At 56.9% G+C, this 19,321-nt stretch carries 15 protein-coding genes and 1 pseudogene; 5 read left to right on the top strand and 11 right to left on the bottom strand.

From position 1 onward, the window contains the following. Positions 1–118: 118 nt before the first annotated feature. The 8 genes from A3220_RS05220 to A3220_RS05255 all read right to left on the bottom strand — a co-directional run bounded on the left by A3220_RS05220 (position 119) and on the right by A3220_RS05255 (position 8,233). A complete protein-coding gene (locus A3220_RS05220) occupies positions 119–1,717 on the bottom strand; it encodes an isocitrate lyase (RefSeq protein ID WP_044627807.1) in 1,599 nt (532 codons plus the stop codon). A 382-nt stretch (positions 1,718–2,099) separates the two neighbouring features. After that, positions 2,100–2,522, bottom strand: a complete 423-nt coding sequence (locus A3220_RS05225; protein ID WP_062373624.1) for a GNAT family N-acetyltransferase — start codon at positions 2,520–2,522, stop codon at positions 2,100–2,102. A 3-nt stretch (positions 2,523–2,525) separates the two neighbouring features. Continuing rightward, positions 2,526–3,707, bottom strand: a complete 1,182-nt coding sequence (locus A3220_RS05230; RefSeq protein WP_062373627.1) for a cupin domain-containing protein — start codon at positions 3,705–3,707, stop codon at positions 2,526–2,528. 50 nt (positions 3,708–3,757) lie between these two features. Continuing rightward, on the bottom strand, positions 3,758–5,143 hold the full coding sequence (purB, locus tag A3220_RS05235; RefSeq protein ID WP_044627804.1) for an adenylosuccinate lyase: 1,386 nt from the start codon (positions 5,141–5,143) through the stop codon (positions 3,758–3,760). A gap of 55 nt (positions 5,144–5,198) precedes the next feature. Continuing rightward, entirely contained in the window at positions 5,199–5,837 is a 639-nt protein-coding gene (gene hflD, locus A3220_RS05240; protein ID WP_062373629.1) for a high frequency lysogenization protein HflD, read from the bottom strand. After that, positions 5,834–6,991, bottom strand: a complete 1,158-nt coding sequence (mnmA, locus tag A3220_RS05245; RefSeq protein WP_062373632.1) for a tRNA 2-thiouridine(34) synthase MnmA — start codon at positions 6,989–6,991, stop codon at positions 5,834–5,836. Before mnmA ends, hflD begins: the two co-directional genes overlap by 4 nt. Positions 6,992–7,064: 73 nt before the next feature. After that, the gene (locus A3220_RS05250) at positions 7,065–7,529 is read right to left on the bottom strand and encodes an NUDIX domain-containing protein (RefSeq protein WP_062373636.1); all 465 of its coding nucleotides are present in this window, start codon (positions 7,527–7,529) and stop codon (positions 7,065–7,067) included. Then, positions 7,526–8,233: a pseudouridine synthase gene (locus A3220_RS05255; protein WP_084812749.1), complete on the bottom strand. Its 708-nt coding sequence runs from the start codon at positions 8,231–8,233 to the stop codon at positions 7,526–7,528. The genes A3220_RS05250 and A3220_RS05255 overlap by 4 nt, the downstream gene beginning before the upstream one ends. A gap of 38 nt (positions 8,234–8,271) precedes the next feature. Here A3220_RS05255 and A3220_RS18150 point away from each other — a divergent pair, with 38 nt between their 5' ends. The 4 genes from A3220_RS18150 to clpA all read left to right on the top strand — a co-directional run bounded on the left by A3220_RS18150 (position 8,272) and on the right by clpA (position 13,819). Continuing rightward, positions 8,272–8,394: a hypothetical protein gene (locus tag A3220_RS18150; protein WP_266100062.1), complete on the top strand. Its 123-nt coding sequence runs from the start codon at positions 8,272–8,274 to the stop codon at positions 8,392–8,394. 154 nt (positions 8,395–8,548) lie between these two features. Next, complete coding sequence (locus A3220_RS05260) at positions 8,549–10,783, top strand: NADP-dependent isocitrate dehydrogenase (protein WP_062373639.1); 2,235 nt, start codon at positions 8,549–8,551, stop codon at positions 10,781–10,783. Positions 10,784–11,079: 296 nt separating this feature from the next. Continuing rightward, on the top strand, positions 11,080–11,388 hold the full coding sequence (clpS, locus tag A3220_RS05265; RefSeq protein WP_044627932.1) for an ATP-dependent Clp protease adapter ClpS: 309 nt from the start codon (positions 11,080–11,082) through the stop codon (positions 11,386–11,388). A gap of 154 nt (positions 11,389–11,542) precedes the next feature. After that, complete coding sequence (gene clpA, locus A3220_RS05270) at positions 11,543–13,819, top strand: ATP-dependent Clp protease ATP-binding subunit ClpA (RefSeq protein WP_058576915.1); 2,277 nt, start codon at positions 11,543–11,545, stop codon at positions 13,817–13,819. A gap of 173 nt (positions 13,820–13,992) precedes the next feature. On the opposite strand, the gene infA is transcribed toward clpA, so the two are convergent. The 3 genes and pseudogenes from infA to aat form a co-directional block, all read right to left on the bottom strand. Next, a complete protein-coding gene (gene infA, locus A3220_RS05275; protein ID WP_007111068.1) occupies positions 13,993–14,211 on the bottom strand; it encodes a translation initiation factor IF-1 in 219 nt (72 codons plus the stop codon). 138 nt (positions 14,212–14,349) lie between these two features. Further along, a pseudogene (locus A3220_RS05280) lies at positions 14,350–15,085 on the bottom strand (arginyltransferase). Positions 15,086–15,115: 30 nt separating this feature from the next. Beyond that, a complete protein-coding gene (gene aat, locus A3220_RS05285; RefSeq protein WP_044627797.1) occupies positions 15,116–15,862 on the bottom strand; it encodes a leucyl/phenylalanyl-tRNA--protein transferase in 747 nt (248 codons plus the stop codon). Between the two features lie 117 nt (positions 15,863–15,979). On the opposite strand from aat, the gene A3220_RS05290 reads away from it, so the two are divergent. After that, positions 15,980–19,207: a DNA translocase FtsK gene (locus A3220_RS05290; protein ID WP_062373642.1), complete on the top strand. Its 3,228-nt coding sequence runs from the start codon at positions 15,980–15,982 to the stop codon at positions 19,205–19,207. Positions 19,208–19,321: the final 114 nt, after the last annotated feature.

Below are 19,321 nucleotides of genomic sequence, written 5' to 3' on the forward strand. Positions count from 1 at the left end.
GGCATTAAGAAAGCAGTGTGCAAAAATTTTGCACGCGTTTGGGTTAATTGCAAAGTATTAAACGGAAGGCAAAAAACAGGAGGCCGAAGCCTCCTGGAGGTATTGCGAGTAAGGTTGATTAACCGAACTGATTCATGGTGTTGTCTTTGCCGCCCGCTTTCAGCGCTGCGTCGCCATGGAAGAACTCTTTATGGTCGTCACCGATGTTAGAACCTGCCATGTCCTGGTGCTTAACAGTGGCGATACCTTGGCGGATCTCTTGACGCTGCACACCTTCCACATAGGCCAGCATACCTTCGTCGCCAAAGTAGCCCTTAGCCAGGTTGTCGGTAGAGAGCGCTGCGGTGTGGTACGTGGGCAGTGTAATCAGGTGGTGGAAGATACCTGCTTCGCGAGAGCTATCGCGCTGGAAGTTACGCGTCCACTCGTCAGCCAATTGACCAAGTTCGGTGTTGTCATACTCCACGCTCATCAGCTTGTCGCGCTGGTAAGCCGACACGTCCTTGCCCTCTTTCTCCCAGGCATCGAAGACCTGCTGGCGGAAGTTCAGCGTCCAGTTGAAGGAAGGCGAGTTGTTGTACACCAGCTTGGCATCCGGCACCACTTCGCGGATACGGTTCACCATGCTAGCAATTTGGCCAACGTGGGGCTTTTCGGTCTCGATCCACAGCAGGTCGGCACCGTTTTGCAGGCTGGTGATGCAGTCCAGCACCACGCGATCTTCCCCCGTGCCCGGCTTGAACTGGTAGAGACCCGAGGCTAAACGCTTGGGCTTGACCAGCTTGCCGTTTTGCTTGATGACGACGTCACCGTTGTTGATGTCTGCCGCGTTCTCGATGACGTCCCCGTCCAAGAAGCTGTTGTACTGGTCGCCCAGGTCGCCCGGCTCGTTGGTGACGGCGATCTTCTGGGTCAGGCCAGCGCCCAGAGAGTCGGTGCGGGCTACAATCACGCCATCTTCTACGCCCAGCTCCAAGAAGGCATAGCGCACGGCGTTGATCTTCGCCAGGAAGTCTTCGTGGGGAACGGTGACCTTGCCATCCTGGTGGCCGCACTGCTTCTCGTCGGAGACCTGGTTTTCGAGCTGGATACAGCAAGCGCCCGCTTGAATGAATTTTTTGGCCAGTAGGTAGGTGGCTTCGGCGTTACCGAAACCGGCGTCGATATCGGCAATAATCGGCACGATATGCGTTTCGTAGTTGTCGATCTTGCTGATCAGCTCTTGCTCTTTAGCGCTATCGCCTGCCGCCTTGGCGTCGTCCAGGGCGCGGAACAGGTGGTTGAGTTCCCAGGCATCCGCTTGCTTCAAGAAGGTATAGAGCTCTTCGATCAGGTGCGAGACCGAGGTTTTCTCGTGCATGGATTGGTCGGGAAGCGGGCCGAACTCGGAGCGCAGCGCGGCCACCATCCAGCCTGAAAGGTACAGGTAGCGACGCTTGGTGGTGCCAAAATGCTTCTTGATGGAAATCAGCTTCTGCTGGCCGATGAAGCCGTGCCAGCAACCCAGCGATTGGGTGTACTGAGAAGTGTCGGCATCGTAGGCGGCCATGTCGTCGCGCATGATCTTGGCCGTGTAGCGAGCGATGTCCAAACCGGTATGGAAACGGTTTTGAGCGCGCATACGGGCAGCATATTCAGGTTTGATGGCTGACCACTTGCCGCCTTGGGCTTCGCGAAGGTGGGCCATGGCTTTGATATCGTCGAGCAGTCCTGTCATGAGCTGATTCCTCCAGAGTTGTCGTCGTTCGCACGTTAGCTTGTTCTTATGCTGCACCTGCGAGATAGATTCCAGCATTATTCAAATTCGCGGCGCTGTCTCTACACCCATCGTCTCTTAATAAAACGTCGCGGTGTGGCGCTTTGCGTTTCACAGTGTCGGTGTCTCCGAAGAGGAGAGTCCTTAACGCTGCAGTGCAATAACTATCGACTAGGCAAGGAGATCCAACAATTGTCACTTGGGGGCATGCGGCGTTGTAGTCCGACGACAGCGACTACGCCAAACGCCCTGTTTGTGTAGTCGTTTTTCGTCATGGCTTTGACTACGAACACAAAAAAAAGCGCCACACGGGGTGGCGCTTGGCGACATTGGCACTGAATCACTACAAAAACAGCGTCATCTCACGATGGGGAATGCCTGCATCCATAAACACGTCGCCGTGGGCAACAAACCCCAGGCGTTCATAGAAAGCGAGGGCATGTAACTGGGCGCTAAGCGCTGCATGAGAGTGGCCGGCCTCGCGGGCGGCTTTAATGGCCGCCTCCATTAGCTGGTAGCCAATGCCCGTGCCTCGGGCGCTGCTAAGTACCGCAACGCGGCCAATGTGGCCATCGGGCAGCAGTCGCGCGGTGCCTACCGGCTCGCCATTGAGAGTGGCTAAAAAGTGCAGGCACTCCGTATCGCGGCCATCCCACTCCTCTTCTTGAGGAACTTGCTGCTCGTCGATAAAGACGATTCGGCGAATCAGCGAGGCTGGCTCACCCAGTAATGCCCAACTACCACTTTTTACCGTTACCGCTTCCACGCCTTACTCCTCGTCGTCGCCTTCGCCCATAAAACCAAGGCTGCCGCTGTTGATGAGCTGTGTAATCAGCGCTTTAGCGCCGTCAATTTCCAGCACCTCTTCGTACATCGGCGTTGGGTCAGCGAGGCGTTTTGCCAGAGTCTCTGAGCAGGTATGCCCGTCGCCATCGACAAATAGCGTGGTGCCTGACGCATCGCTGCGCCATGCAAAGCGAGAACCCGGCATATGGAACAGTGGCTCACCGTCTTGTAGTTGAGCAACAAGGTCGGCTTCGCTCATCGGCTCCTCAAGGGCCACGACTTGATCGATATATTTTGGCTGGGTCATCACTCGGCCAAACCACTGGGCAACCTGTTCAGGGTTATCCAGGGTGGAGAGAATAAACTGGCGCATACGCTCAACAGCGGCATCGTCGAGCTCGCCTACCTCCTCGGCAGGGGCCATGCCCGCATCGCTATAACGCTGGGAGTCCGACATTTGTTCGCCGACATAATCGGCATACGAGGTGATGGCTTCGTCGGCCGAGGGCGCCCGGAAACCCACCGAAATCGTCATGCAGTCGTCGGTTTGGCTGACGCCGTGGTGTGCCCAGCCGGGGGGCAAATACAACATGTCGCCGGGTGCCAGGGTCCAGTCGGAATCTGCTTCAATCTCGAAAGACTGCAGAATGCGCAAGTCAATGCCCTGAATGATGGGAGCATTACCTGGCTGCTTGCCGCCAAGCTGCCAACGACGGTGGCCGCTTGCCTGCAGTAAAAACACATCATACTGGTCGATATGCGGGCCAACACTGCCGCCGGGCGGTGCATAGCTCACCATGATGTCGTCCAGCCGCCAGCGGGGTAGGAAATCAAACTCATCCATCAGCGCAGCGATAGAGGGCACATAGTGGTCGACCGCTTGTACTAGCAGGCTCCAGTGACCTTCCGACAGCCGCTCGAAAGTGGCGTCGTCGAACGGCCCGTGCGAGACCTGCCAGGGGCCGTCGGGGCCGTTCTCTTCGACCAGCCGCGCTTCGACGCCCGGTTCGCAGGCAAGACCTGCCAGCTCGTCGGGGTCGATGGGGCTGACGAAATCAGGGATAGCGCCACGAATCAGCAGTGGCTTCTGTTGCCAGTAGTTGGCCAAGAAGTCTGCGGGCGTTAAATCGCCCAGCAGGGTGAGTGGCTTATCGTGATGACTCATGGCGTTATCCTAGTTCAAGTGAGCGCTACGTTAGTGTCGCAGGGCGTCGTTTAGAGTGCAGCAAGCCGCTGGTTGAGTGCTTCGGCCTGGGCCTTCGCATTACCAATATAGCTGGCGGGCGAGAGCGCCTTCAGCTCATTTTTCACCGTCTCGGGCAGCTCAAGGGTATCAATAAAGGCCGCAAAGCCCGCTTGGTCAATACGCTTGCCGCGAGTAAGTTCTTTGAGCTTCTCGTAGGGCTTTTCAATGCCGTAGCGACGCATCACGGTTTGGATCGGCTCGGCCAGTACTTCCCAGCTGTTATCCAGGTCTTCTGCCAAGCGCGACGGGTTAGCTTCCAGCTTGCTGATGCCCTTAAGGCTGGCGTGGTAGCCAATCAGGCCATAGGCCAAGCCAACGCCTAGGTTACGCAGTACGGTGGAGTCGGTCAGGTCGCGCTGCCAGCGAGAAATCGGTAGTTTCTGTGCTAGGTGGCTCATCACCGCGTTGGCGAGGCCCAGGTTGCCTTCTGAGTTTTCAAAGTCAATCGGGTTGACCTTGTGCGGCATGGTGGAAGAGCCAATTTCGCCCTCTACGGTGCGCTGCTTGAAGTAGCCCAGGGAAATATAGCCCCATACGTCGCGGTCAAAGTCGATCAGGATCGTGTTGTAGCGGCAGATCGCATCGAACAGTTCGGCAATGTAGTCGTGGGGTTCGATTTGCGTGGTATAGGGGTTAAAGCTTAAGCCCAAGCCTTCAACAAAGGTGCGCGCGTTGGCTTCCCAGTCGATATCTGGGTAGGTGGTCAGGTGGGCGTTGTAGTTGCCGACCGCACCGTTGATTTTGCCCAGAATCTCCACGCTTTCGATCTGCTTGAGCTGGCGCTTGAGGCGATACGCCACGTTAGCCATCTCTTTACCTAGCGTGGTGGGGCTAGCCGTTTGGCCATGGGTGCGTGACAGCATCGGCTGGCCTGCATGGGCAATCGCCAGCTTGGCAATCTCATCGGCGACTTCGTGCATTGTTGGCAGCATAGCTTTTAGGCCATCTGCCAGCATCACGCCGTAAGAGAGGTTGTTGATGTCTTCACTGGTGCAGGCGAAGTGGATAAATTCGGTAACGGCGTTTAGCTCGGCTTGGCCTGCAATCTTCTCTTTTAGGAAGTACTCCACCGCTTTAACGTCGTGATTGGTGGTGCGCTCAATCTCTTTGATACGCTCCGCGTCATCGACTGAGAAGTCACGAATAAGCTGCTCTAGAAACGCGGTGGCTTCTGCGGAAAGCGGCGGGACTTCGACAATCTGGCCGTGCTCAGCAAGGCGCTGCAGCCAGCGCACTTCCACGATCACGCGCGCACGGATCAGGCCGAATTCGCTGAAGTGTTCACGTAGCGCGGCGGCTTTGGCGCCGTAGCGGCCGTCAACGGGAGAAAGGGCGGTCAGAGCAGAGAGTTGCATGGCTTGGTTTCCAGAGTGGTCAAAGTCGGAGGTCGAAAGTAAGGTATCTTGGCGGCTAGCTAAAGTTATCCAGCGCTCGGCGTAGCGCCTTGCGTTGAAACACCAGCTTCCAGCGGCGGCCGCCCTGCTGATGCCACAACAGCGCAAAGCGAATACCGGCCATTAAGCAAGCGCGTACTCGTTCCGGCATCATGCGGGTTTGCAGTAGCGAGGGGTCGCCCTGCACCACAATGCGCGTTTTAAACGTCGAAATGGTCTCTTGGTAAGTTTCACCAAGGCTGGCAATGACGTTTTCGTGGGTGGTGCCAAAGTGCTCTGCTTGCCCTTGAACATGGGTCAGCTTTTGGCCTAACACGTCCATCATCTGGCGGTCGGTGCGCAGCTTATTCATTAGCAGCAGCAGCGAAAATCCGTAGCGCAATACCACCGGGTTGGCCTGCTTACGGCCAACGAGTGCTTCCAGCGTATCCAGCCCGCGGCGCAGGTTGTTGGGGTGGCCGCCGTAGATGGCTTCAAAACTTTCCGGGTTGGTGTCTACCGTCGCGTTGATCAGCGTTTCCCACGCGCGTGTATCAACTTGTCCTGTACGGGCGAGTTCATCGACGAGGCTTGCTGCTTGAAAGACCCCCGCTAGCGCGAGGGCTTGACGGGCAGCGGGGGTATCGGGCGCGCGGTGAATAGGGGTTGCGCTCATGCAGCGGTCTCCGAGGCATTCCAGGTGGCGCGAATAACGCCGCCGCCTAAGCAGATGTCGTTATCGTAAAGCACCAGCGACTGGCCGGGCGTGACCGCCCACTGCGGGTCGTTAAAAATTACTTCAACGCTGCCATCAGCCTGGGCGACAATTTCGCAGGGGCAGTCGCTTTGGCGGTAGCGGGTTTTGGCGGTAAAGCGGCCTTGCTGAACCGGCGGCTTTCCGGCGACCCAGTCCATCGCCTCGGTGGCGAGTGCATTGGTGTAAAGCAGCGGATGATGCTTGCCTTGCACCACGATCAGCACGTTGCGCTCGAGATCTTTTGCCGCCACGTACCAGGGGTCTTCGGAGTAGTTGGCCAAACCGCCAATACCTAACCCTTGACGCTGCCCCAGGGTGTAGTACATCAAGCCCATGTGCTGGCCAATTTCATCGCCTTCAGGGGTCTCGATGGTGCCCGGCTGGGCGGGCAGGTACTGCTGCAGGAAGTCGCGGAAACGACGCTCACCGATAAAGCAGATACCAGTGGAGTCCTTTTTCTTCGCGGTGACGAGGTCGTGCTGCTCCGCCAGCGCGCGCACTTCAGGTTTTTCAAGCTCACCGACCGGGAACAGCGTGCGGGCAATCGCCGCTTCTGGCACCGCGTGCAGGAAGTAGCTTTGGTCTTTATTGCCATCCAGGCCTTTCAGCAGGCGCGGGTGACCGTCGCGGATGCCTTGGCGCACGTAGTGACCGGTGGCGATTTTATCGGCACCCAGCATCTCGGCATACTCCAAGAAGACCTTGAACTTGATCTCCCGGTTACAAAGGATGTCAGGATTAGGCGTACGGCCTGCTTTGTACTCTGCCAAGAAGTGCTCGAATACGTTGTCCCAATACTCGGCAGCGAAGTTAGCCGTGTGCAGCTTGATGCCCAGTTTGGCGCACACGGCTTCCGCATCGGCCAGATCCTCCTTCGCCGTGCAGTATTCGGTGCCGTCGTCTTCATCCCAGTTTTTCATAAACAGGCCCTCGACCTCGTACCCCTGTTGGAGCAGAAGGAGAGCAGAAACGGAGGAGTCGACGCCGCCAGACATGCCGACAATCACTTTGCCGGTGGCAGCGGTGTAGGTGTCTGACGCGTCCTGGGTGGCTGTGCCATCGGTGGATGTCATTGGCATCCTCAGTTGAAGTGGTGTGCAATTGGGCGGCGATTATACACGATGGGGGCTCGATGCTTCGAGTGCTTCACTCTTGGATCACCGAAAGCGGGAAGTGACGGTGGTTCAGGGCATCGTCAATGCGTTTCAGCACCAGCGGGCTTCTTAACCGCTGCGCGGCCGCGAGTGCGACGATCTCATCACGTGTTAACCAATGGGTAGCCACAATGGCCGGATCAATCGCCGTGGTGAGCGGCTGTTCAGGGACGCCGGTAAATCCATGACTATGAAACGTTTCTCCCTCTGGGGTGTGAAAAACGTACAGCCCTAAATAGCCGGTGAGCGATACCTGCCACGCCGTTTCCTCTTGCACCTCGCGCTGTATGGCGGCTACCGGCCCTTCGCCAAGTTCTACGTGCCCGGCTGGCTGATTAAAGAGCGTGTGGGCACCGCCTTTATCCTCTTCCACCATTAAAAAATGCTCGCCCTGCTGAATCACACAGGCCACCGTGCTGCGAATGGTTGGCCGAACAGTAGGAGAAGACGTCTTCATTTTTTAGGGCCTCTGGATTTGGTGCTTCGTTTGGGGGCTGCTTTTGCGGCACGCGCTTTATTGGTACCTGAGCCTTTTGGTGAGGCGCTTTTCGGCTTGGCGTTTTTTGGCTTAGCCTTTTTTGGCATGGCGCGAGGCTGCTTGGCATTGTCTGGGCGCGGGGCGTGCAGCGTCTCTTTGCGCCATTCGCCGGGGGCTAGTTGGCCAAGCTGCCAGGGGCCAATGGCCGCACGAATCAGGCGTAGCGTGGGAAAGCCTACGTGGGCAGTCATGCGGCGCACCTGGCGGTTGCGGCCTTCGCTAATGGTGAGTTCCAGCCAGCTGGTGAGAGGGTGGCGCTTGGGGTCGATCGGCGGGTCTCGTTCAGCGATAGCAGGCGGCGCTATACGGCGCGCTTTGGCGGGTAGGGTCGGGCCATCTTTTAACGTAATGCCTGCTTTGAGCGCGCGGATGGCCTCATCGGTAATGTGGCCTTCAAGCTGCACCCAATAGGTTTTTGGCTGCTTGTGTTTGGGGTGGGCAATGCGGTGAATAAGGCCCCCGTCATCACTCAGTAGCAGCAGGCCTTCAGAATCAAAATCAAGGCGGCCAGCGGCGTACACCTCTGGGGCGCGAATCACTTCTGCCAAGGTGGCTCTGCCCTGGCTATCGGTAAACTGGGAGAGCATACGGTAGGGTTTGTGCAGTAAATATAAGGTGCTCATCGTCTCACAAGCTGTCCCAAGAACTAGAGGTGGAGGATTTGTCGACAATCGCTCATGCGGTTAAAGTGCAGCGCTGGTATAATCTGGCGCAGCTGTTTGAGATGAACCGTTGGCATCGTGATGACCACCGTTTTCATCTGTCGTCATCGTTACCGCAATAACCACCGAGTGACCAGTAGTACCACCGACTGACTAAAGGGGCAGCGCATACAGGATGCTCCACCCGCTTCGCGGCATGGCTAATCGTTGAATGAGCCGCGTAGCTCAGGATTCTTTATAATCACAGCGACCGAAAAAAAAGAGGTTAACGCAAAAATGTCTAAAACGCCGAAGATCATTTATACGCTCACCGATGAAGCTCCTGCGCTCGCTACCTACTCTTTGTTACCCATCATTGATGCCTTTACCGACTCTGCCGGTGTCGAAGTAGAGACCCGCGATATTTCTCTTGCTGCCCGCGTATTGGCACAATTCCCGGATATTCTGAGCGACGAGCAGCGCGTGAGCGATGACTTGGCGGAGCTTGGTCAGCTGGCGAAGACGCCTGAAGCCAATATTATCAAACTACCTAATATCAGCGCCTCTGGCCCGCAGCTAAAAGCAACCATCAAAGAGCTGCAAAGCCAGGGCTACCCGCTGCCTGACTACCCGGAAGAGCCGAAAAACGACGAAGAAGCCTCCGTTAAAGCGCGTTACGACAAAGCCAAGGGCAGTGCGGTAAACCCGGTGCTGCGCGAAGGTAACTCCGACCGCCGCGCGCCGAAGTCGGTCAAGAACTACGCTCGCAAATACCCGCACCGCATGGGTGAGTGGAGCGCTGACTCTAAGTCCCATGTGGCTCATATGAGCGAAGGCGACTTCTACGGCAGCGAACAGTCGGCGGTGATGGAAAAAGCCGGCACGCTGAAGATTGAGCTGCAGCAAAAAGATGGCACCAACGTGGTGCTAAAAGAGGGCCTTGCGGTACAAGCAGGCGAAGTCATTGACGCCGCCAGCATGAGTAGCCGCCGTCTGCGCAGCTTTATTGACAGCCAAATCAGCGATGCCAAAGAGAGCGGCGTGCTGTTCTCGCTGCACTTGAAAGCTACCATGATGAAGGTCTCCGACCCGATCATGTTCGGTATCGTGGTAGAAGAGTTCTATAAAGAGGTGCTGGAGAAGCACGCTGACGTGCTGAAGAGCGCTGGCTTCAATCCGAACAGCGGTATCGGCGACCTTTACAGCGCTATTGAGAAGCTGCCCAGCGACCAGCAAGAGGCGATCAAAGGCGATGTAGAGGCCCTTTATCAAACTCGCCCGGCCATGGCGATGGTGAACTCCCATAAAGGCATCACCAACCTGCATGTGCCCAGCGACGTGATCATCGATGCCTCTATGCCGGCGATGATTCGTGATTCCGGCAAGATGTGGAACGCGAATGACGAGCTGCAAGATGCGAAGGCTGTTATCCCTGACCGCTGCTACGCCACCATTTACCAGGCGGTGATCGAAGACTGCAAGCAGCACGGCGCGTTCGATCCGACCACCATGGGCAGCGTACCTAACGTGGGCCTGATGGCGCAGAAAGCCGAAGAGTACGGCTCTCACGATAAAACCTTCCAAATGCCTGCCGACGGGACTGTCGTGGTCACCGACGATTCAGGCCAAACTGTGTTTAGCCACACGGTAGAAGCAGGCGATATCTGGCGTATGTGCCAGACCAAAGACGCGCCGATTCAAGATTGGGTGAAGCTGGCCGTGACTCGCGCTCGCGATAGCGGTGCCCCGGCACTGTTCTGGCTCGACGCTAACCGTGCCCACGACGCGCAACTGATCAAGAAGGTCGAGACGTACCTGAAAGATCACGACACCGCTGGCCTGGATATCCGAATTCTCGCGCCGGTCGATGCGATGAAGGTTTCTTTGGAGCGTATCCGTAAAGGCGAAGACACCATCTCCGTCACTGGTAACGTGCTGCGCGATTACCTAACCGACCTGTTCCCGATCATGGAGCTGGGCACCAGCGCCAAGATGCTCTCCATCGTACCGCTGATGAACGGTGGTGGCCTGTTTGAAACCGGCGCTGGCGGTTCTGCACCTAAGCACGTTCAGCAGTTCCTGGAAGAGAACCACCTGCGTTGGGATTCGCTGGGTGAGTTCCTGGCCCTGGCGGCGTCGCTTGAGCACCTGGGCAGCACCTTCGGTAACGCCCGCGCGACGCTGTTGGCAAAAGCGCTGGATGAAGCCAATGGCAAATTCCTCGACAGCAACAAGTCGCCATCGCGTAAAGTCGGCGAGCTGGATAACCGTGGCAGCCACTTCTACCTGGCAATGTACTGGGCAGAAGCACTGGCCGCTCAGGACCAGGACGCCGAACTGAAATCCCTGTTTGGCCGTCTGGCCGAGACGCTGCAAGCCAGCGAGAGCACCATCGTCGATGAGCTGAACAGCGTGCAGGGGCAGCCGGTGGATATCCAGGGATACTTCCACCCCAACCGTGAGCTGGCCAGCCAGGCCATGCGCCCGAGCAAGACCCTCAACGACGCGCTGGCCATGGTGTCCAAAGGCTGATTATCCGCTGAGCCGTCGCGCTTTAGCGGCTGATCGATCCCTCGCCCGCCTTGCGGGCGAGGGATTTTTATTCTCTCCTGTGTGATAATTTTTTACCTTTCATGAACCCTTGTTGATGGCAGGCGTCTTATACATAGGTGTACAGTCTGTAGAAGCCTGGACTGTAAAAGCCTCGTCTTTGAATTGATCCAAGGCCCTGACTGTCAGCAGCAAGAAGATGATGCACGTGACTTATGCCTAATACATACCCTCTGGACGTGATCGCGACTCTGCAGGCAGGCATGACGCGTCCAGGCATGCCAGAACACGATGATGACTTAGCGGTGCAGTCGGCCGAGCCCGCGCTGGCACAGCCGCCTTTATATAAAGTGGTGTTGCATAACGACGACTACACCCCCATGGAGTTTGTTGTTGAAGTGCTGCAAGGCTTTTTTAATATGGATAGCGAAAAAGCCGTGCAGGTGATGTTGGCGGTGCACACCCAGGGGAAAGCCACCTGCGGCATTTTTACCCGGGATATTGCTGAAACTAAAAGTTATCAAGTGAATGAGTATGCCCGTGAATGTGAGCACCCGCTAATGAGTGACATCGAAGCTGCTGATTAAGCCTATTTGAAATGAGTAGCGTTGAAAAAAAGTAGCACAGGGGCTTGCAACCACGCCATTTGTACCCGATGTTGAAAGTGCCGGTCGATTAAACTGATCCGACGCAAGCCCTAGGTGTCGATATACCCTAGGTAGTAGCGAAAAGGGGACTGCCATGCTGAGCAAAGAACTTGAACTGACCCTGAACACGGCCTTCACCGTGGCTCGCTCAAAGCGCCACGAATTCATGACCGTAGAGCACCTGCTTCTGGCGCTGCTAGACAATGCCTCTGCGGTGGATGTGCTGAAGGCGTGTGGGGCAAACCTCGACAAGCTGCGGTCCGATCTGCAGGATTTCATTAACTCGACCACACCGCTGATCCCAGAAGGTCAGGGTGACCGTGAAACGCAGCCAACGCTGGGCTTTCAGCGCGTGCTACAACGTGCTGTATTCCATGTTCAATCTTCCGGTAAAAGCGAAGTGACTGGCGCTAATGTGCTGGTCGCTATCTTCTCTGAGCAAGAGAGTCAAGCGGTTTACTTCCTTAAACAACAAAGCGTGGCGCGGGTAGACGCGGTGAACTACATCGCCCACGGAATTTCTAAAGTCTCTGGTCATGGTCCGTCGCCATCACCTTCCTCTCAAGAGAGTGACGACGCAGAAGAGGGGAGCGCTGAAGGCGCTGCTCATCCGTTGACTGGCTACGCCACCAACCTCAATGAGCAGGCACGTCAGGGTAAAATCGACCCTCTGATTGGCCGCGACCATGAGCTTGAGCGCGTTGTGCAAATTCTGGCCCGCCGTCGTAAAAATAACCCACTTCTGGTGGGTGAAGCGGGTGTGGGCAAAACCGCTATTGCCGAAGGCTTAGCCAAGCGCATCGTCGAAGAAGACGTGCCGGAAGTCATTGCCGACGCGGTGGTTTACTCACTGGATATGGGCGCACTGCTGGCAGGCACCAAGTACCGTGGCGATTTCGAAAAGCGCCTCAAGAGTCTGTTAAGCGAGCTGCGTAAACAGCCCAATGCCATCTTGTTCATCGATGAGATTCATACGGTCATTGGCGCGGGCGCTGCCTCGGGCGGCGTGATGGACGCTTCCAATCTGTTGAAACCGCTGCTCTCTTCAGGCGAGCTGCGCTGCATTGGTTCGACCACGTTCCAGGAGTTCCGCGGAATTTTCGAGAAAGACCGCGCCTTGGCACGCCGCTTCCAAAAGGTCGACGTGCTGGCACCGTCCGTTGAGGACACCATCAAGATTCTCAAAGGGCTGCGTTCGCGCTTCGAAGAGCACCACGAACTGAAATACACCGACGGTGCGCTGGAGAGTGCCGCTCGTCTGGCGGATCGCTACATCAACGATCGCTTCCTGCCCGATAAAGCGATCGACGTGATCGACGAAGCGGGTGCGCATCAGCGGATGCTACCCCCTGAGGTACGTGCTACGACGATCGACGTGGAGCAGGTGGAAGCCGTGGTGGCCTCCATTGCGCGCATTCCGCCGAAGAGCGTCTCGAGTTCGGATCGTAAACAGCTCGAGAAGTTGGACCGCGACCTGAAAATGTTGGTGTTTGGTCAAGATGAAGCGATCGATTCACTGTCGGCGGCCATCAAGCTCTCCCGGGCGGGCCTGAAATCTCCCGATAAGCCCGTGGGCAGCTTCCTGTTCGCAGGCCCGACTGGGGTCGGTAAAACGGAAGTAGCCAAGCAACTGGCGCATATCATGGGCATTGAGCTGGTGCGTTTCGATATGTCGGAGTACATGGAGCGTCACACCGTGTCGCGTTTGATCGGTGCGCCTCCAGGCTATGTGGGGTATGACCAGGGTGGGCTACTGACCGAGGCCGTCACCAAACAGCCGCACTGCGTGCTGCTTCTCGACGAAATCGAAAAAGCGCATCCAGAAGTTTTCAATCTGCTGTTGCAGGTCATGGATCACGGTCGTTTGACGGATAACAACGGCCGCGAGGCAGACTTCCGCCATGTGATTTTGATCATGACCTCGAACGCTGGGGCGGAGCAGGCATCGCGTCGCTCTATCGGTTTCCAGAGCCAGGATCACTCGACGGATGCGATGGAAGTGATTCGTCGGACCTTCTCGCCGGAATTCCGTAACCGCCTGGACGGCATCATTCAATTCCATGCGCTGCCCACGACGGTGGTGCGCAACGTGGTCGACAAGTTCTTGATCGAGCTTCAAGCGCAACTAGACGAGAAGCGCGTGCAGCTGGATGTAGACGACGTCGCCCGGGATTGGCTAGCAGAGAAAGGCTACGACCCGGATATGGGGGCAAGGCCGATGGCTCGCTTGATCCAAGAGAAGCTCAAGAAGCCACTCGCAGAGATGATTCTGTTTGGAGAGCTGGCCGAGCACGGTGGTATCGTCCATGTTAGCCTGGAGGAGGGAGAGCTTCATCTTTCGACAGAGTCGGAAATGGCAGATGCGCCCTGAAAAGGGCGCTAAGATGACCGACAAGCAGTAATGCATACTCGCTAGCACGCACAGCGCCCTGTCTTCGACGGGGCGTTGTCGTTTCCAGGGAGCGGCGCCGTCGTTACGCGGTGCTACTAATAGCCGTGGGACGCGATCTGTGAGCAGACGTTGCTTGAGGGCACACTCAAGGCTTAGCGCGAGCGATAAACGATACGGCCTTTGGACAGGTCGTAGGGCGTTAGTTCTACCTTGACCTTGTCGCCAGTCAGAATGCGGATATAGTTTTTACGCATTTTGCCAGAGATGTGAGCGGTCACAACGTGACCGTTTTCCAGCTCAACCCGGAACATGGTGTTGGGAAGGGTATCAACAATAACGCCTTCCATTTCAATATGATCTTCGCGTGCCATATAGGCAGATCCTCACTTATTTTACATCGTGGTTGGTCGAATGATTGTTTCAATAAGCGTTGGCACAAACCTGCTCGCCTAAGAAACAGCGCTATATTGTGCCGTAAGCCCGCCGTCAAGGCAAAAAAGCTGACCAGTTTAACGAATTATAGGTCGCCAGTGCCGCCCATCCAGCAGTTCAATCGGTGAAAAAGCTTGCTTGTAGCGCATCTTACGACACTCTTCAATCCAGTAGCCAAGATAAAGATGAGGCAGCTGTTTTTCTTGGCAGAGCGCAATCAACTTTAAAATGGCAAAGGTGCCGAGTGAGCGCTTATCCAGCGCTTCATCGACTTTAAAAAAACGTGTAAATAGCTGACAGACCGTGCTCTAGCTGGTCAAACGCTGCCACGGCCACCAGCTCACCTTCTAGGTACATCTCCATGAGGTGCGCATAGGGTTCTTCAAGCGTCAGAAAGGTACGGTACTGCTCGCGGCTGGGTGGATACATGTCGCCGTCTGCATGGCGTTGGCGAATGTAGTCAGCATATAGAGCGTAGTGGTTGGCATCGAAGCGCGCGGCGATGACGCGGGTCTCAATATCGTGATTGCGTTGCCAAACTTTTCGCTGAGTACGGTTGGCGCTAAATTCGTCCACCGGGATGCGGACTGAGCGGCAGGCATTGCAACCTTCGCAGTGAGGGCGGTATAAGTGGCGCCCGCTGCGTCGAAAGCCAAGCAGAGACAGCGAGTCGTACACCCCAGGCACCGGCGACTCCTGAGGATCCAGAAACAGTGTTGTTGCCTCTTTGCCAGGAAGATAGCTGCAGGCATGAGGAACGGTTAGGAAGAAGCGCAAATCCCGCACAGGGCGGCGAGGAGCGTTACTACTCACGGCTTGCCTCCTTGGTGAAAAACGGCGCGGTCACTCTGCTTCAGCGCCTGAGGGTATCGCCGCCAGCCATGGTGAGGCAGGCACGGATGGCGTCTGATGGGCAGGTGGTAAGCGAAAAGCCTTTTCTGGCAACCATTGTTCAAGGTAGTTGATGAACGTGCTACGGGCGACTGTTGTCGCACCCAGGCTGGCTAAATGCGGCGTGTGCATTTGGCAGTCGATGAGTTCACCACCATGGCGTTGCATGGCGCCTGCCAAGTAGGCCAGCGCAATTTTGGAAGCATCGGGTTGACGTGAAAACATCGACTCACCAAAGAACACTGGCCCCATGGCCAGCCCATACAGCCCGCCGACCAGCTCGCCGTCACGGTGTACCTCAATGCTGTGGGCGATGCCAAGTTCGTGAAGGCGCTGATAGGCGCGACGCATATCCGGGTTAATCCAAGTGCCCGGTTCATTTTTACGGGGAGCAGCACATGCCTCAACGACCTGGATGAACTGTTGATCTAGTGTCACGCTAAAGCCACCATGTCGCAGCCGTTTAGCTAGACTGCGGCGTCGTTTAAACTGAGCAGGCAGCAGTATCATGCGCGGGTCAGGGCTCCACCATAAAATGGGGTCCTTGTCGCTATACCAAGGAAATATCCCTTTCCGGTAAGCGTCTACCAGCCAGGCTGGTGTAAGCTCTCCACCGGCGGCTAGGAGGCCGTTGGGAGACTCTAATGCCTGTTCGGTAGATGGAAATGAAGGGTGTGGCGATGAGAGCCAAGGTAGCATCGCTTGCTCCTGTTGCTGATAGCTTCTATAGAAGCGCTGTGACGGCGGAAGGATGCTCGGTATGATGCAAACTCGCAAGTGGATTAAAGACACCGTGTGGTGTAAAGGGAGAATCGCTTGAAAGTAAATAAGGCGGTAGACAAGCGAACGCAGCGACAGTCGCGTCAGTCACCATCTAGTTCTAATTCATCGACGCGGGTGAATGCCGCAAAGGATAAGGCGCGCCGGTTTGGCTTGCGCCTGCAAGGATCCGCCCGTGAAGGGGTGGTGGTTGTGATGCTGGCGCTCTGCGTCTTTTTGCTATTGGCGCTGTTTAGCTACCATCCAGCCGACCCCGGCTGGTCGTACCAAGGGCCTGAAACCGATGTGCGTAACTGGATGGGCCCGGTTGGTGCATGGCTGGCCGACGTGCTCTATTCACTGCTCGGGGCTAGTGCCCTGTGGTGGCCGGGAATGTTTGGTTACGCCGCTTGGTGGCTGATGCGCTCACGCCAGGTGCGCTTTGAGTTAGACCCCGTCGCTATTGCCGTGCGCGCAGGCGGTTTGGTGTTGCTAATGTTCGGTACGACCATGCTGGGCGCACTGCACTTTTATCATCCAGATAGCATTCTGCCCTATGCCTCAGGCGGTATTTTAGGCGAAGGGCTCGTCGGTACGCTGAAACCGTTGGTGAGTAGCGGTGGTGTCGGCTTGATTGCCGCCGCGCTAATTCTGATTGGCTTCCCGTTGTTCAGCGGCATGTCGTGGTTACAGGTGGCCGATGAAGTTGGACGCAAGCTGTGCCGTATCGGCGGATGGTTTAGCGCTCGCCGTGCTAAAGGTCGTGAAAAGCGTGCTGAGCGCGCTGCCGTGCGTGCGGCTGCTAAAGCGGCGTCTAAAAAAGTGAAGCAGCGCTCCTGGGCAGAGCCTAGCGATACCAGTGCGGACGCGGTAGATGAGAAAGAAGAGACTCCAGCCGTCAATGCTGTACCTCGCGCCAGTGAATCGCCTGCGCCGCAGGAGCGCCCTGCCGTTAGTGAGCGTTCACCATCAAGTCGTCGCGAGCGGCGTGAGCCAAGCTTCTCAGCACCTGCAGAAGAGACGCAAGAAGAGACATCTGCTGCGGATACCTCCATTCCTTGGGAGGCAGCCACTGTACTGAGCGAACGCCATGGAGCGAAGCCGCAAAGCACCTCAGAGCCTCGGACGGCCGCGCCAGAAGCGACTCCGCCAGCGCCTGCCAAGACGCAGGAGCCAGAAGCGCCCAGTGAACCACTAATGTCGTTATCCGCTAAAGAACCGGAGCCAACGCAACAGCCTGAGTCTGCAGTTGAAAAAGTTCCAGCGCCTAAGCCTGAAACACCTGCGCCAACTGAAACACCCGAGCCGGTACCTACCCATGAATTGGGTAGCAATAAACCGCTGCGGGTTGAAGATGAGCAGGAGCGTGAGCTCTATGCAGCTTCTGTACCGCTGCGTGCAACGCGCGATGAGTGGGAACCGGAAGCTACTGAGCCATCAGCATCCACCGCGTTTACGAGCCGCCCAGAGCCGGAGTCAGAGCACCCCGAACCAGTCACGCTGCGCAGTGAAGACAGCCAGCCAGCCTACCAAGCTCCCTCCATAGCGGCTGAACCGCGCCGGGAGCGAGTGCCGGAAGTAGTGCCAGAGCCAGTGTGGGATGACGAAGATGACGATGAGTTATCCGTCAGGCCTGTCGCATCTACTACTGCCAGCTCGCGCCATGAGCCAACCTTCTCTACCGAGCAAGTTGAGGAGGAAGCGGATAACGGCCCCACGCTGTGGACGGTGGAGCATCTGCAGAGCCAGCGCCCAGCGTTTGAAACGCTTCCAGAGCCCGAGGGCGAGGTGCCCAGCCTACAGCTGCTCACACCGCCGGAGCCGCATCAGCCGAACTACACGGATGAGCAGCTGGCCGATATGGCGGAACTCCTGGAAGTCAGGTTACGTGAATACGGTGTAAAAGCTGAAGTGGTCGATACGTGGCCGGGGCCGGTCATTACACGTTTCGAGATCAAGCCTGCTGCCGGGGTGAAGGTTTCCAAAATCAGCAATTTGGCGAAAGACCTTGCTCGTTCGCTGATGGTGAAAAGCGTTCGCGTAGTAGAGGTCATTCCCGGTCGGCCAACGGTGGGGATCGAAATTCCTAACCCGCACCGCGCGATGATTCGCCTGCGTGAAGTGATCGACTCTGACCGCTATCAGCAGGAGAGCTCACCGCTAACGATGGCGCTGGGCCAAGATATTGGCGGTGGGCCGGTGGTCGCGAACCTAGGCAAAATGCCCCACCTGCTGGTGGCCGGTACGACCGGTTCGGGTAAATCGGTGGGGGTCAACGCGATGCTGATCTCCATGCTGCTCAAGGCTAAACCCGATGAGCTCAAGCTGATCATGGTCGACCCCAAGATGCTGGAGCTATCGGTGTATGACGGTATTCCGCACCTGCTGGCGCCGGTGGTCACCGATATGAAAGAGGCGGCCAACAGCCTGCGCTGGTGCGTGGCGGAAATGGAGCGTCGCTATAAGCTGATGGCGGCGATGGGCGTACGTAATATTGCCGGCTTTAACGCCCGCCTAGACGAAGCCGAGCGTGCCGGCGCCCAGGTGGCCGACCCATTATGGGAGCCGCAGCCCTGGGAGATGCACCAAACGCCGCCGGTGCTGGAGAAGCTGCCCTACATCGTGGTGGTCATCGATGAGTTTGCCGATATGTTTATGATCGTCGGCAAAAAGGTTGAAGAGCTAATCGCACGTCTGGCACAAAAAGCGCGGGCTGCCGGTATTCACCTGATTCTTGCCACCCAGCGTCCATCGGTGGATGTGGTGACTGGTTTGATCAAGGCGAACATTCCTTCGCGAATGGCCTTCCAGGTCTCCTCGCGAATCGATTCGCGTACCATTCTGGATCAAGGTGGGGCAGAGAGCCTGCTGGGACATGGGGATATGCTCTACCTGCCCGCCGGTTCCGGGCCGCCTAATCGGGTTCACGGTGCCTTCGTGGACGACGATGAAGTCCATCGGGTGGTCGATGATTGGAAGCGTCGCGGCGAGCCTGAGTACATTGAGGAGATTCTTTCCGGCGGTGTTTCTGCGGATGCACTAACTGGGCTTGAAGCGGAAGGGATTGATGGCGACGATGCCGAGCAGGATGCGCTTTACGATGAAGCGGTGCAGTTTGTAACCGAGACCCGTAAGGCCTCGATTTCTGCCGTGCAGCGGCGATTTAAAATTGGCTATAACCGAGCGGCACGCTTAGTTGAAGCCATGGAGGGCGCAGGCGTTGTCTCCTCTATGGGCACCAACGGCGCTCGCGAAGTGCTGGCACCGCCGCCGGTTGGTCACTAAGCGTGGCCTCACCAATCATGCAATAAGCGTGAAAGTCGCGCCGCAGGCGAAACCCTGCGGCGCTTTTTACGTCTGAGAGGCATACGGAACGTCTTATCGCTCCTTGCCTCGTCC

Source organism: Halomonas sp. KX33721, assembly GCF_001596805.1.
In the GTDB taxonomy this organism is placed as follows: domain Bacteria; phylum Pseudomonadota; class Gammaproteobacteria; order Pseudomonadales; family Halomonadaceae; genus Vreelandella; species Vreelandella aquamarina.

What these genes read in the sequence shown, in the direction of transcription:
- A3220_RS05230 (WP_062373627.1), bottom strand. Translation starts at nt 3,707, where the DNA reads ATGAGTCATCACGATAAGCCACTCACCCTGCTGGGCGATTTAACGCCC.
- A3220_RS05250 (WP_062373636.1), bottom strand. Translation starts at nt 7,529, where the DNA reads ATGAAGACGTCTTCTCCTACTGTTCGGCCAACCATTCGCAGCACGGTG.
- aat (WP_044627797.1), bottom strand. Translation starts at nt 15,862, where the DNA reads ATGCTACCTTGGCTCTCATCGCCACACCCTTCATTTCCATCTACCGAA.
- clpA (WP_058576915.1), top strand. Translation starts at nt 11,543, where the DNA reads ATGCTGAGCAAAGAACTTGAACTGACCCTGAACACGGCCTTCACCGTG.
- A3220_RS05260 (WP_062373639.1), top strand. Translation starts at nt 8,549, where the DNA reads ATGTCTAAAACGCCGAAGATCATTTATACGCTCACCGATGAAGCTCCT.
- infA (WP_007111068.1), bottom strand. Translation starts at nt 14,211, where the DNA reads ATGGCACGCGAAGATCATATTGAAATGGAAGGCGTTATTGTTGATACC.
- A3220_RS05220 (WP_044627807.1), bottom strand. Translation starts at nt 1,717, where the DNA reads ATGACAGGACTGCTCGACGATATCAAAGCCATGGCCCACCTTCGCGAA.
- mnmA (WP_062373632.1), bottom strand. Translation starts at nt 6,991, where the DNA reads ATGACATCCACCGATGGCACAGCCACCCAGGACGCGTCAGACACCTAC.
- clpS (WP_044627932.1), top strand. Translation starts at nt 11,080, where the DNA reads ATGCCAGAACACGATGATGACTTAGCGGTGCAGTCGGCCGAGCCCGCG.
- hflD (WP_062373629.1), bottom strand. Translation starts at nt 5,837, where the DNA reads ATGAGCGCAACCCCTATTCACCGCGCGCCCGATACCCCCGCTGCCCGT.
- purB (WP_044627804.1), bottom strand. Translation starts at nt 5,143, where the DNA reads ATGCAACTCTCTGCTCTGACCGCCCTTTCTCCCGTTGACGGCCGCTAC.
- A3220_RS05255 (WP_084812749.1), bottom strand. Translation starts at nt 8,233, where the DNA reads ATGAGCACCTTATATTTACTGCACAAACCCTACCGTATGCTCTCCCAG.